Here is a 15,902-nt window from a genome sequence, read left to right on the forward strand (position 1 = left end):
TCGAAGGAGGTCTGCGCCTATCGGTAGAAGGCGACGTCGTCGATCCAGATATCGAACGCCTGCTCCTTGTCGAAGAAGAACTCGATGGCCCAGAGCCGCTCCAGGGCGGGCGCCAACAGCTGGTTACCGTAGGGCTCCTGCTTGAGGCACTCCACCGGAATCTTGAAGTGCTTCCAGTCGCTCTCCAGCACGACGGGCTTGTGGAAGTGATTGTTGCATCCCCCCTCGGCTTCGTTGCAGATGCCCCCCAGGTGATAGGTCTGCTGATCGATGAACATCACTTTCATTCTCCTGGTGGAGCCCTCCTCGGCGCGGGCCCAGAACGTGAGGCCACGGTACTCGGATGCGTCGTAGTAGGCCTCGTCGTCCAGATGGAAGCCAACGCCGGCTCCCCAGAGGAGGAAGCCGTCATCGGCGCTCGTGTGCACGGCCTTGATGCTGGCGCCGCGCGGAGGGTCAAGGGTGCTCACGAGGTCCGCGGGGTTCGCAGGCTCCTGCCTCCCTTCCGGTGATTCGTCGTTGTCCTCGAACCAAAACCCTGCCCAAGGGTTCGCCCCGTTCCCTCCGGAGATCCGGGTATCTCCGTCTTCCATGTCGTCGATCATCGACAGGGCGAGGGTCTCCCCGGGCAGCACCGCGAGGATCTCGCATGGATCCCCCGCACCGCCGCCACCGCTCTCGGCCGCTGAGCCCGCTGCGCCACCGCCTCCGGAGATCTGGTCCTCGGGCTCGTAGACCTTGTCGAAGCCGAAGAGCTGCGCACATCCGAGCCCGAGCAGCGCCATGGCACATCCGCCGGCGCACCGAACGAAAGCCAGCATCGTCTTCATTTTCATGTGAAATTTCGAGAGGTTTTGGTCGCGGAGGATATCAGGTTGGCCGCCGAAACGGAATGATGCCCCCATCAAGTCATACGGCTGTCACCGATCAGTCAGCGAGCGACCAGAGCGGCGGTCACCCGCTTCGGAGACGGGCCCATCTCGACGTTTTCGGTGCTCAGCGCACCGGAGTGCGCTTGCGCGCCGAAAACGCCGATCTGGACCCGTCTCCTGTGCGGGTGACCGCCGCTCTGCGACGCTCGTACCAGGGCGGGTGGGAACCGCTCTGGATCTTTACTGGAACACTGTAAATCGCGCTTCGATCCGTCAGTTCCTGAGTGCAGGCGTCGCGTACGCTGGTGTATAAGTTCGCCTGCTGGTGGAACCCATGTCGCTGAGTCTGGACGACGGGATGCTGTTTGCTGGCAGGTACCGCGTGGTGCGCGGAATCGCCAGCGGCGCGATGGGCGCGGTCTACGAGGTTCTGCACATCGAGACGGAGCGCCGGCGGGCGCTCAAAGTGATGCACTCGCACCTCGCCGGCAACCCCGATTTCCAGGCCCGGTTCAAGCTGGAGGCGCGGGTCGCCGCGCGCATCGAGAGCGACCACATCGTGGAGGTGTTCGACGCCGGGATCGACGCCGAGACCGGCAAGCCGTTCCTCGTGATGGAGCTGCTCCGCGGCACGCTGCTCGACGAGCGCCTCCGCCACGCCGGGCGCCTGCCGCCGGAAGAGGCCGTCGCCTTCCTGCGCCAGACCGCCATCGCCCTCGACAAGACACACGCCGCCGGGGTCGTCCACCGCGACCTCAAGCCCGCCAACCTCTTCCTGGCCGAGACCGACGACGGCGCGCCCCGGATCAAGGTGCTCGACTTCGGCATTGCCAAGCTCGTCGTCGAAACGGCGACGGACTCGGCGGCGACCGCGATCCTCGGCACGCCGCTCTACATGGCGCCCGAGCAATTCAGCGGCGAGTCGGTCTCGCGGGCTGCCGACATCTTCGCCCTCGGCATGATCGCGTACACGCTCCTCGTCGGCAAGGCGTACTGGCTGAACGACAGGCGGAAGTACGACAGTGCGCTCGCTTTCGCGGCGCTCGCCGTGAACGGCCCGCAGGAGCCCGCGTCCGCGCGCGCGGACGCCGAGGGGGTGAAGCTGCCTCCGGGCTTCGACGCCTGGTTCGCCAAGGTGACGGCCCGCGCCCCCGAGGCGCGCTTCGCCGCCGCTTCGGCCGCGGTCGAGGCGCTCGCCGAGGTCTTCGACCTGCCCGCCGCGCCGGTGCGATCGTCGCGCCTGCTCCCCCCGGAGGCGCCGAGTGGACATGGACCCCTGAGCTCCCGCTCCTTGTCGCTGCAGAGCGATGTCCAGCTCCCGACCGCGGCCGTGGTGACCGCGCTGCCCCCCACGAAGCAACGGAGCCGAGCCGCGATCACCGTCGCGGTGCTCGTCCTCCTCGGCGGCGGCGTTGGCGCCTTCGCCTCACTGAGCCGCGGCGCGCTCCCCGCCGGCGGGAGCGCGGAGCCCGCGCAGACCGCGGAGCCCGCGCAGACCGCGGGGGACGCGCGCTCGCCCGCCTCCGCGCCCCCTGAAGTCCATCCGACGCCGCCTCTCCCCGACGCCTCGGCGACAGCCACAGCGCCGGGCGTCGCGACGCCCGCTCCCGCGGCCTCCGTGCCGCTGGGCAAGGGCAGCCGCGCGCTCGCCCCCGCGACGGGGGCGGCGAGCGCGTCGCCGCCGCCAGCGCTCGGCTCACGGCGCAGGCTCGCGCCAGCCCCGTCGGCCGCAGAGCCGAGCCCTGAGTTGCTGTACAAGCCGGACTGAGCACGATGGCAGGGCGGACACTTCTTTGCCAGGAGCGAGCGGGAACGATGGTATTTGGCGGCTCACGCATGCGCTTCTCCTGGTTCCGGTCCACCTGCCTCGGCGTGCTGGGCGTCGCCGTCGCGGCGCCGGCCAGCGCGCAGGCGCTCGCCGTCGCGGAATCGCACTTCGACCGCGGGCTCGCCGACATGCTGGCAGGCCGGTACGAGACCGGCTGCCCTGCCCTCGCCGAAAGCCAGCGCCTCGATCCTCGCCCGGGGCGGTTATTCACGCTCGCCGAGTGCGAGGCCAAATGGGGGCGTATCGCGACCGCGGTCGCGCGCTACAACGACTATCTCGCGATGGTTGAGCGCATGAGTGAGGCCGAGCGGGTCAAGCAGTCGGTGCGACACAAGATCGCGCTCGGGCAGCGCAGCGCGCTCGCGCCGCTCGTGCCGCAGCTCACGCTGTCGCTGCCGCCGGGCGCGCCGGCGGGGACGCGCGTGCAGTGCGACGGCATGGCGCTGGAGCAACCCTCGCTCGGCGTCGCGCTCCCCGTCGATCCCGGAGAGCACGTCGTGACGACGCAGGCGCCGGGAGGGGCCGTGACCGAGACGCGATTCACGATCGACCGGTCGGAGTCGAGGGCGATCGTGCTCGAGGTGAAGCCCCCGGCGGGCGCCAAGCCGCCGCGCGCCGAACCGCCGGCGCCAGCACCGGCGCCGGCGCCGGATCGGGGGCCCAGCGGCCTGCGGGTGGTCACCTATGTGGCGGGCGGGCTCGGCGTGGCCGGGCTGATCGTCGGATCGGTGACCGGGTGGATGGCGCTCGACGCGAGCGGCGTCGCGGCCGAGAACTGCAGGGACGTGAGCCCCGACCGGGCGCGATGCAAGCCCGACGGGCTCGACGCTGGCAACCGCGCGAAGCAGCTTGGGCTGGTGAGCACGGTCGGCTTCGGCGCCGGCGTGGCGCTCGCCGGCGCGTCGGCGCTGGTCTTCCTGCTGGAGCCGTCCCCGCGCCGCCAGGCGGCGTCCGAGGTGAGCTGGGAGCTGACGGCGGGCCAGGCCGGTGGCGGCGTCGTGGTGCGTAGCCGCTGGTGACGCGGCTCGCGCGCGCCGCCGCGAGCCCATGAGCCGCCCAGCACGCCACGCCCGGGATACTAGGTGATCGCTGCGTGGAGCTGTGTACAAGGCTCGTTTGCGATTGTCATAAGTCCGGGTGCACCGTCGAGCCGCGCGGCGCGGTCAACTTCGATGTTGCCGTCGACCAGCTGAAGGCAGACGGCGACATGGCGCTCGAGGGCGCTACCCCGCACGGACAAGCACGAGGGCGTCGGACAGGATCCAGAGCCCGAGGCCGATCAAGACGAACGGCAGCGCCGCACGGCCGGAACGCCGGATGCGCGTGCCCAGGATCGGGTGGTTGACAAGGCGGTGCCCGAGCGCGCACCAGGCGCCGGTCATGACCGCGAACACGGCCGCATGGAACGGGATGTGCGCAGGGGAGCTGGAGAACAGCGGGATATAAACGCCGAGGTTGTCCCCGCCGTTCGCGAGGGTCACGCTCGCCACGGCGATCACCTTGAAGCGCGACGCGCTGCCATGGGGCTCGCGCGCGCTGTCTGCTGGATCCGCTCTGTCCGCCACGCCTGCTTCCCTGGCCCTGGAGCCCCGCCGAAGCGCCCAGAGGCCTCTCAGGCCGAGCGCGAGGGGAGCCAGGCCGAGCAGGCCGATCCATCCGTCCGGCACGCGGACCGCGAGCAGCGCACACGCGACGCTCGCGATCACGAGCGCCGCGTTGCCGAGGAACTGGCCGGCCACCACCTGAGCGGGAGTGAAGCCTGGATCCGCGAAGAAGGCCGAGAGAAGGAGGATGTCATCGATGTTCGTGGACACGAACACGACCACGCTCACCCCGAGAATCGGAAGGATCTGCTCCATGGCGCGCCCGCGGACGTACCACCTCCCGCGGCTCACGTCCGCTCGGCGGGGCGCAGGCGCCGCGGGCGCCGCTCCGAACCGGCCGACGCCGGAGCTCACCCGGGCCTGCCGGGGTAGACCGTAATCAGCGGAGCGACGGCGCGTCTGCGCAGGCGACAGGAGACGAGCCACGAGCTCGTGTAAGGAGAAGCCATGGCGACGATTCCCCAGCCCGTGCAGCCGACCAGCGCGAAGGCCGCGCCCGCCGCGCAGGGCGCCCGGACGGAGCTTCCGGTGCAGGGCATGACCTGCGCGGCGTGCGTGCGCCGCGTCGAGAAGGCGCTGCGCGCCGCGCCCGGCGTCCAGGATGCGGCCGTGAACCTGGTGACCCGGCGCGCGACGATCACCTACGACGCGCAGGCGACAACGCCGGCCGCGCTCGCCAGCGCCATCGTGGAGGCGGGGTACGAGGTGCCCGAGGTCCCCCCGGCGGCCAACGTCCCCGAAGCCGCGCCGATCACGGGCCTTTCCGCAGCCCCGCAGGCCGACGGCGTCCCCGCAAGCCCGACGAGCGCCGGCGTCCACGCGGCCTCCACGGCGCCCGAGCGCCCGGCGGCGACGGCGGACGCCCCACCGCAGCGCCCGCAGTCGAGCGCGGCCGAGCGCGCCGCCGCCATGGACGCGGCCGAACAGAAGGAGCAGCGAACGCTCCGGCGCGACGTCGCGATCGCCGCGCTGCTCACCGCGCCGCTGCTCGCCGTGGCCATGTCCCACGGCGCGATCCCGGCGCTCGAAGGCGCCTCCGCGCGCTGGCTCTCGCTCGCGCTCGCGACGATCGTGGTCTTCGGGCCGGGGCGCCGGTTCTTTCGCCTCGCCTGGAGCGCGCTCCGGCACCGCGCCGCGGACATGAACACCCTCGTGAGCCTCGGGACCGGCGCCGCCTGGCTCTACTCGACCGCCGCGGTCGCGGCCCCCGGCCTCTTCCCGCACGCCGAGCACGGCCACGCGCCGCCCGTCTACTTCGAGGCCGCGGCCGCGATCGTCACCTTCGTGCTGCTCGGCAAGCTCCTCGAGACGCGCGCACGGAAGCGGCTCGCCGACGCGGTGCGCGGGCTCGTGGCGCTCCAGCCGAAGACCGCGCGGCGCGTCCGCGGCGACGCCGAGGACGAGGTGCCCGCCTCGTCGCTCGCCCCGGGCGACCTCGTGCGGGTGCGGCCCGGCGAGCGCATCGCGACCGACGGCGAGGTGGTCGACGGCGCGTCCGCGGTCGACGAGGCGATGCTCACCGGCGAGAGCATGCCCGTCGACAAGACGGCGGGCTCGGCCGTGCTCGGCGGGACGCTCAACCAGAGCGGCGCCCTCGTCTTCCGCGTCACGAAGACCGGCGCGGACACCGCGCTCGCGCGCATCGTCGAGGCCGTCGAGCAGGCGCAGGGGTCGCGCGCGCCGATCGCGCGCCTCGCCGACATGGTGAGCGGCGTCTTCGTGCCCGTCGTCCTCGGCGTCGCGTCGCTCGCCTTCGCCGCGTGGCTCGCGATCGACCCGACCGCCGCGGGGCTCGCCACGGCGGTCGAGCGGTTCGTCGCCGTGCTCGTGATCGCCTGCCCGTGCGCGCTCGGGCTGGCCACGCCGGCCGCCGTGGCCGTCGGGACAGGGCGCGGCGCGGAGCTCGGCGTCCTCGTCAAGGGCGGCGCGGCGCTCGAGGCCGCGAGCCGCATCGACACGGTGCTGCTCGACAAGACCGGGACCCTGACCTCGGGTCGGCCCGAGCTCACGGACGTCGTGGACCTCGCGGGCGACGGCGAGGCGGCGCTCCTCGGCCTCGTGGCGGCCGCCGAGCGCGAGAGCGAGCACCCGGTCGCGCGGGCGATCGTCGAGGGCGCCCGCGGCCGCGGGGTCGGCATGGCGCCGGCCTCGGCGTTCCGCGCGGAGATCGGCCACGGCATCGAGGCGCGCGTCTCGGGGCGCCTCGTCCGCATCGGGACCGCGGCGTGGCTCCAGCGGGCGGGCGTCGACACGGTCGCGCTGGAGGCCGATGCCGATCGCCTGGCCGCGCTGGGCCGCACGCCGTCGTTCGTGGCCGTCGACGGGCGGCTCGCAGGGCTCGTGGCGGTCGCCGACCGGCCCACCGAGGAGGCGCGCCGCGCCGTCGCGGCCATGGCCGAGCTCGGCGTCGAGGTGGCGATGGTGACGGGCGATCGGGCGGGCGCCGCGCGCGCCGTCGCCGAGGAGCTCGGCATCCGCGCCGTGTTCGCGGAGGTGAGACCCGAGGACAAGGCGAGGATCGTCCGCGAGCAGCGGGCCGCCGGCCGCAGGGTGGCCATGGTCGGCGACGGCATCAACGACGCGCCCGCGCTCGCCGGCGCAGACGTGGGGATCGCGCTGGGCAGCGGCACGGACATCGCCGTCGCGTCCGCGGACGTGGCGCTGATCCGCGGCGGGATCGCGGGCCTGCCCGTGGCGCTCGGGCTCGCCCGCGCCACCCTCCGGACGATCCGGCAAAACCTGTTCTGGGCGTTCATCTACAACGTGATCGGCGTTCCGATCGCGGCGGGCCTCCTCTACCCGCTCACCGGATGGCTCCTGTCGCCCGTCCTCGCGAGCGCGGCGATGTCGCTGTCGAGCGTGTCGGTGCTCGCCAACTCCCTCCGGCTACGCGCGTTCGGCCGGACGTAGACCGGCACGCGCGGGCGCTGGCGGGCACAGCAGGAGCGGCGCGTCGCTGTCACCTTTGCAGCCCAGCGCGGTAAGCAAGAAGCCGACGAGCAGCGCGCTCATCGCGCTGATATCCCGAGCAGCCGGCTCTTCGCGCCAGCGAGGCGCTCGGCCCCGGTGCATCGCTCCACGTCACGGCCGCTCGCAGGGCGGCTACCCGGCGCCCGGCGAGTGAATGATCGGAGCCACGGATGCACCGAAGCATTCAAAAATACGGAGGATCCATGCGAGCTTACCGCCATCATATTGGCACAGCCATTGCTCTTGCCCTGTCCCTCTCGGCCCACGCGGCCGATGCCGCGGTCACTGTCGGGCTCATCGAGCCGACCAATGCGATCATCGCGGGCAGCACGATCCCGGTGCACGCAACGGCGTCGTCCCCCGAGGACATCTACTATGTCGAGGCGGAGCTCGAAGGGCTCACCATCGAGCTCACGCCGACGGAAGGGGGTCATTTCCAGGGAGCGTTCGATCTCGGCGAGCTCGCGGGCGAGCTCGCCTATGGGCCCCACGTCGTGACGGTCCACGCGTACAGCACGTTGGGCGAGGTGGCGAGCGCGCAGGGCACCGTGCACCGGTACGCGCCTCTGACGCTCGGATGGAACGCGCTCGCGCACGACACCCTCACGGACGGCTGGCGCTTCGCCGCGAAGTGCGTCCCCACGCCGCCGTACACGTGCCAGAGCCTCCAGGCGACGTTCCGCAGCGCCGAAGGACAGGTCACCCTTTCGGCGCAGAACCCGCAGCCCGTGCCGGGGCACCTCTACCTCAAGGAAGAGCAGGCCTGGTATGGCTACCAGATCCCGTCGGGCAGAGCGTACACGCTGACCCTCGAGGCCAGCGACGGCGTGGGCCCCACCGTCACGAAGACCATCGGCCCCATCTACGTCGAGCGGAGCCCGAGGCTCACCGCCGTCCAGCGCGCGCCAGGCACCATCCTCGATTTCGACGCCGCGCGGATCCTCTTCCGGGACCCGTACCAGCGCCTCGGGATCTTCGACCGCGCCACGCAGCAGGTGACGTGGGTCGCGACCATCCCGCAAGGAGATCTGCCGATCAGCGAGGTCTACGGGGCGCTCACGCCGTCCGGGTCCGTGCACCAGTCGACGACGGGCCACATCCTCGCCTGGGTCAACGGCGCCCGGCGCACCGTCACGAGCGCGGCGCGCCTCGACGCGGTGAACGGCGACAACATCGTGTGGACGACGAACAGCGACGACTGGGCCGTCGCTACCTCGCTGTCGGCGGGGACGAACAGGACCCTCTGGCGCGTCGACGGGAGCAGGTCGCCGTTCCAGGCCGACATCACGCCTTCCGGCGGCGTCTATTTCGGCACCTACGAGGATGCCGCCATCGTCGGGCCGAGCAGGGTGCGCCTCGGCGATCATGCGGGCAACCTGCAGCGGCCGATCACCGACGGAACGAACGTCGCCGGCCGGTGGTGGGACGGCATGACGAGCTCGAGCTACCTGTACACGGCGGAGGGAGAGGAGGTGTTCCTGGGCGACTCGATCACCGGCACCTCGGCCGGGCTGCTGGTTCACGCGGGCCACGCCGCCTTCCTGAAGAGCGACGGCGCCGTCAACCAGGTCTGGCTGCGGACCCCCGACGGCGAGCAGCATCAGATCAGCGATTTCACGACGTCGAGCCAGTTCGATCAGGTGAAGCTCCGGGTCGGCCACGACGGCATCAGCGACACGGGCGAGGTCCTCTTCCTGAACGGCGGCAAGCGCTATCTCGGCCGGGCGGGGGGCGCGCCCGAGAACATCGGCTCGTCCCTCGGGCACGGTCGCTGGCTCGACGGGAGCTGGTATGTGACCATCGGGAACACGATCCTCCAGGTCTCGAGCGCACAAGGCGCCGTCGCGCGCCTCGCCGCGCCGGGGAACGCGGAGTTCGCGCCGGAAGAGGGCCTGGGCGGCGAGCGCGAGGTGCTGTCCACCTCCTTCGCCGTGGACGAGGTGCTCGATGAGCCGATGTGGGCTCGGGATCTGCACGAGCCGGACGCGCTGCCGGCGTCGGCCGACGCGGACACGGACGGCAACATCGCGCCGGCCGCGGCCGGGTGCAGCGCCTCTGGCCCGGCGGGCTCCGCGGGCAGCGCCGCCGCGCTCGCGGCGGCGGTCGCGGGCCTCGTGCTCGGGCGGCGGCGGCGCGCGCGGTCGTAGCGGCGCCGCGCTCCTCCACCCGGCCCGGTCGACATCGATCGGGCCGGGGCGCCGCGCTTCTCTCTGGCCGGCCTCGTCGCGGCCCTGCCCTCGCGGCCGCCCCGCCCGTCATCCACCCGTCACTCGGCGACGACGATCTGCCATCGCTGCTCCTCGCCGCCGCCCCCCCGCTGCTCGATCGCGGCGGCGTCCTCGGTGGAGCCCTGGTAGACCCCGATCAGCTTGCCGCTCTTCTTGTTCCTGATCTGGAAATCACCGCCGCCCAGATCGATGAACAGCCACGCCTGGTTGTCGCCGTCATGGTTCTCCCATTGCACCAGCGCGACCCCGTCGCTCGTCGACTCGTCAGGGACATCGAGCACCTTGCCGCTCTTGACGTTGGTCAGCCGGAAGTAGCCCGATCCATTGTAGTTGAAGCTCCACTTCTGGCTGTCTCCGCCCGTGTCCGCGTTCTGGACGACGTCCACCCCGTCCTCGCCCGACGCGCCGACGACATCCATCACCTTGCCGCTCTTCTTGTTGACGAGCTTGAAATTGTTCGTCGCTCCGGCGACGGCGCCGGCCGACGTGTCGATGGTCAGCGTGTTGTTCCAGCGCATGCTCATGGTGGTGTCCGACGGGAAGGAGATCGGCTGCCAGACGTACGTCGAGTTGTTGACCGGTCCGCTCCAGGCCCCTGCCCACCGGTCTCCCATGTACAGGTAGGCCGTCCCGGAGCTGCCCTGGACCGGCAGCACGTAAGTCGACTGGGAGTGGTAGGTCGTGCCGTCACCGACGTTGGTCATCGCCGACCAGCCCCTGTCGAGAGAGCGGGACGTCGCGTATTTCGCCTGGTTGGGCGACCAGCCCGTGGCGCCTGAGGTCAGCAGGAAATAGGTGCCGTTCCGCTTGAACAGCGCCGGCGCCTCCCGGTGCCCGCCGGGGAAGAGCGTGGCGGAGAGGCGGGCGATGGACAGGTAGTCGGGAGCCAGCTCGTAGAGGTTGAGATCGTAGTTCTCGTTCGTGGCGGAGATGAAATAGGCCTTGGCGTCGTCATCGACGAAGAGCCCGCAGTCGCGGGACATGTACCCGGGCTTGCCGTGATCGGTCACCCCGCTGCCGGCGAGCGGCCGGAAGCTGCCGTGATATGTGTAGTCGCCGTCCACGGTGCTCGAGCTCGCGACCGCGGCGCGGGCCTCGCCGTAGTTCACCCCGTTCTCCCAGTGCATCCACATCACGAATCTGTCCGTGGACGCGTTGTAGACCACCTTCGGGCGCTCGATGTTGGCCGGATCGAGGTCCTTGTCCGAGTCCATCGTCAAGACATGGTTCCTGAACTCCCAGCGCCGCAGATCGGTCGAGCGATAGCAGGAGACGGCATAGAACGTCCCGTCCGGGTTCCGGTTCTCTCCGAACCAGTAATAATGGTCGCCCACCCGGATCACCCCTCCCCCGTGCGCCTGGATGGGTTTGCCCGAGGTGTCGGCCCACTGGATCCCATTGACCAGGGGGCCGACCGCCGGCGGCAGCTCCGGTCCCCCACCCTCGCCAGGCGCCCCGCCGCCGCCGGACGCCGAGCCGACAGACACGCCGGAGGTGCCTGGCGCCCCGCCCCCCGAAGCGCTGGAGGTGCCGGGCGCCCCGCCGCCGCCGGACGACGAGCCCACCGACGTGCCGGGCGCCCCGCCGCCGCCGGACGACGAGCCCACCGACGCGCCGACCCCGGAAGCGCCGCCGCCGCCCTCCGATGAGCCCCCAGGGAGCTCTTCCGAGCCGGAAGCGCAAGACGCGACGCCGAGCCCCACGACCAGCAGGCCCATCACCGGAGACAAGGAACCGAGACGCATGACGCCCTCCAGAAAGAGCGAGATCTCGGTGCCTTCAACCGGACGAGTCAAGTCCTTCTCGCGCGCAGCGGCCTGGGTGATTTGATCCGCTCCCGTGCGATCTGCCAGCCTGCGCGCCGGGGAGATCTCGGCCGCGCGCTCGTGGCCCGATCAGGCCCGCGCCGCGGGGATCGCCGCCGCTCCGCGCGGGGCGGCGATCTTGTACCTGTCGCGGGCCCAGGCGGCGATCTCGGCGACCTGCCGCTCGACGGGGGTCGCCGACCAGCCGAAGGCCTCGCGGAAGCGCGCGTCGTCGATGACATAGGGCACGTCCCACTGGTACGCCATCTCGGCCACCTCCCGCATGAAGGGCGAGAACAGGCCGACCGCGCGCAGCAGGACGCGCGGGAGTCGCGCCACCTCGACCTCGACGCCAAGGGCGCGCCCGAGGCGCTGCGCGAGCGCCCGCGTGCTCTCGGCAGGCGCCGTCGGCAGGTGCCAGACATGGCCCATGGCCTCCTCCCGCTCGCCCAGCGTCACGAGGCCCCGCGCCACGTCCTCCACGTAGGTATACGAGTGAGGCATCTCGGGATCACCCATGCACTCCACGGCTTTTCCGGCGAGCGCGCGCGCGTAGAAACGGTCGCCCCACGCGGACAGCGGCACGTCGGCGCCGAAGAAGTCGCTGGCGCGCCCGATGGCCACGCGCACGTCGCCGCGGCGCTGGGCCGCGAGGCGCAGCTCCTCGAGCTCGACGCGCAGCGCGCCCTTCCTGCTGCAAGGGCGACGCGGCGAGTCCTCTCGCATGGCCCCGTCGGGCGCGCCGTACATGTACAGGCAGTCGAGGGCCACGAGCTTCGCGCCCGCCTTGCTCGCGCCGTGCACCGCGCCGCGCGCGATGGGCAGGAGCTGCGTGGCCCAGAGGTGGTAGGGCGGGTTCATGCAATCGTAGACCACGCTCGCGCCGCGCGTGGCCTCCTCGGCAAAGGCGAGATCGGTGATGTCGCCGCACACCGACGTGAGCCCCGGCCGCTCCGGGGCCCGGCGGGTGCGCTGCACCAGGCGCACGCGATGGCCCTGCGCCAGCAAGAGAGCCGCGACCCGCGGGCCGATCTGGCCGGCGCCGAGCACGACGTGGAGGCGAGACGAGGGGCTGGGGGCGAGCGATGGGTTGTTCATGGGGGCCAAGATGGCCCTTGCAACCACGCAAGACAACGCCCAGAAACGCAACACTTCACGGCAAAAATGCAAGACCTACCCGGGACGCGGGCCGCGCGTTGTGCGCGACCCGGGGGCTCCCTGGAGGAGGGTCCTCAGGGAGCCCGTGTGTGCCGAGCCGAGCTGGCTACGTCAGGCTGGGAAGCGCGCCGGTGCTGTACTGCGGGTCGCCGAAGGTCTTGTCGTCGGTCCCCATCGCGTTCGCGATCGTGACGAGAAGATCGTTGTGCTGGCGGGCAGAGCCGCCGTTCGCCAGATAGTCCACGAAGCGGCCGGTGCGGAAGACCCCGCCCGCGCTGCCGGCGAGCAAGAACGGGATGTTCGTGAGCGCGTGCTGCCTCGACTCGCCGATCTCGGTGACCCACAGGACGACGGTGTTGTCGAGGAGCGTGCGATCCCCTTCCGCGTACGAGTCGAGCTTACCGAGCAGGTAGGCGAGCTGCTCCGCGAACCACGTGTGGATCTTCATGTACTTCTCGTCGCCCGCCGCGTTCCACTCGTGGGAGATGGCATGGTGATTCTGCGTGAGACCGAGGAACGGGTAGAGGTGCTCGCTCTCGGCGTACGACCACTGGATCGTGGCGACCCGCGTGAGGTCGCACGCGAGCGCCGCGGCCATCATATCCATCTGGAGCTTGCCGATGGCCGGCATGTTGTCGTCCTTCGAGAGGTCGATGCGGTCGCCGAGCGCCGGGGCCTGGCAGCTCGTCGTCGGGGTGCCGCCGCCGCCGGTCGAGGAGCCGCCGCCGGCCAGGCGCGCCTCGATGTCCCGGATCGACTGCAGGTGCGAGTCGAGCTTGAGGCGATCTTCCTTGCCGATGCGAGGCCGCACGTCGGCGATGTCCTCGCGGAGGATATCGAACACGGTCCGCCGCTGCGCGCGGAGCCGATCCAGCGCGGTGGACCCGCCAGGGTCCTGGCCCTGGCCAGGCACCGTGGCCCCGAAGAGCTGCTGGAACGTGTCGTAAGGGTCCTCGCGGGGGGGGATGGGCTGGTCCGGCCCGGCGTAGCTGAGCCGACCGCGCACCTCCGCGTCACGGACCTGGACGCCGAGCTCCAGGGTCCGGAACAGCGTGCTCGGCTGCAGCTTGTTCGCGATGTGCTGATCGAGCGAGATCCCCGACGACCAGCCTGCGTTGGTGGACATGAAGCTCTTGAAGTTGCCCTTGAGCAGCGCCCGCCCCGTCAGCAGCCCCCCGATGCCCCGAGCGTGCTCGGAGCCGATGTTGGAGTTGACCACGACGTTCATGTTGACCCCGCGCAGCGGGATAATCTTCGACTTGAACGGCGAGAGCGGCTGGAGCAGCGGGCTCAGCGTGAAGTTGGTCTCGGTGCCCGTGGGCATCCATTTCGACTCCATGGTGCCGTTGGGCGTATAGAACACCACGAAGCGCTTGGGCGCGGTGGCCTCTTGCCCGCGGGCCAGCTCGGAGTTCAGCAGCGGAATCGTCGCCGTCGCCGCCAGCGCGCCCTGGAGCATCCGCCGTCGAGAGATCATTCGCGGTTTCATGTCACTCCTCCTCTGCGATCGCGCTGCGGTACAGGAACGCGTCGGTCTGCGTCGTCGCCACGATGAGCTCCACGAGATCACCCTCGGAGCCGTGGAACCCTGCGCGCAGCCCGTCGAGCGAGCACTCGTCGTCGATGTTCTCGAAGCGGCCCGCCGTGTAGCGGAACCATTGCGTCGCGAGGCACTCGCGGACCTGCACGCTCCCGGCGAGCTTCTCCGCCAGCTGGCGAACGCCGACGAACGGGCCGTCCATGTCATCGGACAGGACCATCTCCCCGGAGACGTCGATGACCTGCCCGCCCTCCTCGGTGCGGTACGCGCCCACGGCGTCGAAGTTCTCGAACGCGAAGCCGATCGGATCCATCAGCTGATGGCAGCCGGCGCACCTGGCATCGGAGGCGTGCTGGTTGAACCGTTCACGCGCTGTAACGCCCTCCTCGCCGGTGGGCGGCGTGAGGTCGACGTCGTCAGGAGGAGGCGGCGGATCCTGGCACATGAACTTCGCGCGGATGGCCTTGCCGCGCAGCACCGGAGAGGTCTGATCGGGGTGCGCGTGGACGGCCAGGAACGCGGGCTGCGTGAGCACCCCAGCGCGCTGGTCCGGCGGGAGCTCCACGAGCTGGGGTGTGGTCGAGCCGGGCGGGACCGTCACGCCGTAGAGCTCGGCGACGGACTCGGTGGCAAAGCCGACGGGCAGCGTGAGCAGGCTCGAGAGCTTGTGGTCCCCGGACCAGAGCACGTGCTCGACGAACGCAGGAGTCTCGGCGCGAATCCCCGCGACGAGCTCGTCGTCGTACCCGGGGAACAGGCTCTCCTCCTTGACGATGGTCTCGAGCTTCCCGAGGTTGAGCCATTGCTTGTAGAACTCCGTGATGGCCCGGCGCGCCCGCGGGTGCTCCAGCATCTGGCGGGTTCGCTCGGCGAGCTGCTCGCGGGTATCGAGCAGGCCCGCCTCGGCGGCATCGAGCAGCTCGTCGTCGGGGCCCGACGCCCAGACGAGGTACGACAGGCGCGACGCCATCTCGTACGGGTCGAGGCGCACCCGCGACGAGGAGGCATCGAGATCGTGACGCAGCTCCAGGCGGAACAGGAATTTCGGCGATTGCAGCGCGGCCCGGATGACGACCTCGATGCCCTCACGGAACGACCCGTCCGTGCGTCCCGCGGCGTAGGCGCGCATCAGCCGGTCGACGTCCGACGTCTCGAGCGGCCGACGGTACGCGCGACGGCCGAAGTCCTGGACGAATTGCCGCGCGCACGCCTCCTCCTGGGCGACTTGCCCCTCGACCGCGGCCGGATCACACGGCACGAGCTTCGACAGATCGCCCGCGACGGCCTCGGTCGCGAGCGCCTCGGCAGCCAGGAGGTATTTCTCCGCGTGCAGCGCAGACACGGTCAGCACCGTCGCGTTGTTGTTGAAGCCGCCGGCGATCTCATCCGGGGGGAATTGATCGGCAGGGGTGAGGGACGTTCCGAGGAGATCTCGGACCGTGTTGTTGTATTCGAATCGCGTCAAACGCCGCTGCGGTGCGAGGATCCGCTCGGCGCCGCACACCGGGGGATCTCCTTGTCCGGACGTCGAGCCGTCCTCCCCGGAGCTGGAGCCGGAGCCAGAGCCGGAGCCCGCCGCTCCGATCTGCCCGTTACCGCACCCGGCTACGGCCGTCAGCGCGAGCGTCGCTATGAGCGCGTGACCGGCTCGCCAGCGACGATATCCTAAGTCAGCCATACCGTGACCTCCTACCGTCGGTCACAACCTACGGTGAAGCCTCGGCAGACGTCAAGCACTGCTCCCATCAATCCACGGCGCAAGACGCCAGCGTTGAATGGCCGGACAGCGGTCAACAACGGACCATCGGCTGGCGAAGTCTGATACTGCCCGAAGACTCCACTCCCGTCATATTATGGATCGACTGGCCGTCACTTGACGCGGCACGCGCCGCGTCAG

The 15,902-nt window shown here is 70.9% G+C and carries 10 protein-coding genes; 4 read left to right on the forward strand and 6 right to left on the reverse strand.

All coding sequences use genetic code 11. From position 1 onward, the window contains the following. Window positions 1–17: 17 nt before the first annotated feature. The gene (locus WME73_RS22620) at window positions 18–821 is read right to left on the reverse strand and encodes a hypothetical protein (protein WP_437873336.1); all 804 of its coding nucleotides are present in this window, start codon (window positions 819–821) and stop codon (window positions 18–20) included. Window positions 822–1,206: 385 nt separating this feature from the next. On the opposite strand from WME73_RS22620, the gene WME73_RS22625 reads away from it, so the two are divergent. Next, complete coding sequence (locus WME73_RS22625; protein ID WP_437917015.1) at window positions 1,207–2,640, forward strand: protein kinase domain-containing protein; 1,434 nt, start codon at window positions 1,207–1,209, stop codon at window positions 2,638–2,640. 68 nt (window positions 2,641–2,708) lie between these two features. Then, on the forward strand, window positions 2,709–3,719 hold the full coding sequence (locus tag WME73_RS22630; RefSeq protein WP_437917016.1) for a hypothetical protein: 1,011 nt from the start codon (window positions 2,709–2,711) through the stop codon (window positions 3,717–3,719). Window positions 3,720–3,923: 204 nt separating this feature from the next. Here the strand turns inward: WME73_RS22630 and WME73_RS22635 are convergent, their stop codons facing one another. After that, complete coding sequence (locus tag WME73_RS22635) at window positions 3,924–4,559, reverse strand: cadmium resistance transporter (RefSeq protein ID WP_437917017.1); 636 nt, start codon at window positions 4,557–4,559, stop codon at window positions 3,924–3,926. Window positions 4,560–4,751: 192 nt separating this feature from the next. Here WME73_RS22635 and WME73_RS22640 point away from each other — a divergent pair, with 192 nt between their 5' ends. Further along, window positions 4,752–7,214: a heavy metal translocating P-type ATPase gene (locus WME73_RS22640; protein ID WP_437917018.1), complete on the forward strand. Its 2,463-nt coding sequence runs from the start codon at window positions 4,752–4,754 to the stop codon at window positions 7,212–7,214. A gap of 263 nt (window positions 7,215–7,477) precedes the next feature. Then, on the forward strand, window positions 7,478–9,421 hold the full coding sequence (locus WME73_RS22645) for an MYXO-CTERM sorting domain-containing protein (protein WP_437917019.1): 1,944 nt from the start codon (window positions 7,478–7,480) through the stop codon (window positions 9,419–9,421). A gap of 119 nt (window positions 9,422–9,540) precedes the next feature. On the opposite strand, the gene WME73_RS22650 is transcribed toward WME73_RS22645, so the two are convergent. From WME73_RS22650 to WME73_RS22665, 4 genes are all read right to left on the reverse strand, one after another. Then, window positions 9,541–11,247 carry an RICIN domain-containing protein gene (locus tag WME73_RS22650; RefSeq protein WP_437917020.1) on the reverse strand — a complete coding sequence of 569 codons (1,707 nt, stop codon included), beginning with the start codon at window positions 11,245–11,247 and terminating at the stop codon, window positions 9,541–9,543. Between the two features lie 150 nt (window positions 11,248–11,397). Beyond that, window positions 11,398–12,405 carry an NAD-dependent epimerase/dehydratase family protein gene (locus tag WME73_RS22655; RefSeq protein ID WP_437747457.1) on the reverse strand — a complete coding sequence of 336 codons (1,008 nt, stop codon included), beginning with the start codon at window positions 12,403–12,405 and terminating at the stop codon, window positions 11,398–11,400. A 166-nt stretch (window positions 12,406–12,571) separates the two neighbouring features. After that, window positions 12,572–13,954, reverse strand: coding sequence for a DUF1552 domain-containing protein (locus WME73_RS22660; protein ID WP_437747458.1), 1,383 nt, complete (start codon window positions 13,952–13,954; stop codon window positions 12,572–12,574). Window position 13,955: 1 nt separating this feature from the next. Continuing rightward, complete coding sequence (locus WME73_RS22665) at window positions 13,956–15,470, reverse strand: DUF1592 domain-containing protein (RefSeq protein WP_437917021.1); 1,515 nt, start codon at window positions 15,468–15,470, stop codon at window positions 13,956–13,958. Window positions 15,471–15,902 lie beyond the last annotated feature (432 nt).

The organism is Sorangium sp. So ce302, from assembly GCF_051530145.1.
GTDB lineage: Bacteria > Myxococcota_A > Polyangia > Polyangiales > Polyangiaceae > Sorangium > Sorangium cellulosum_B.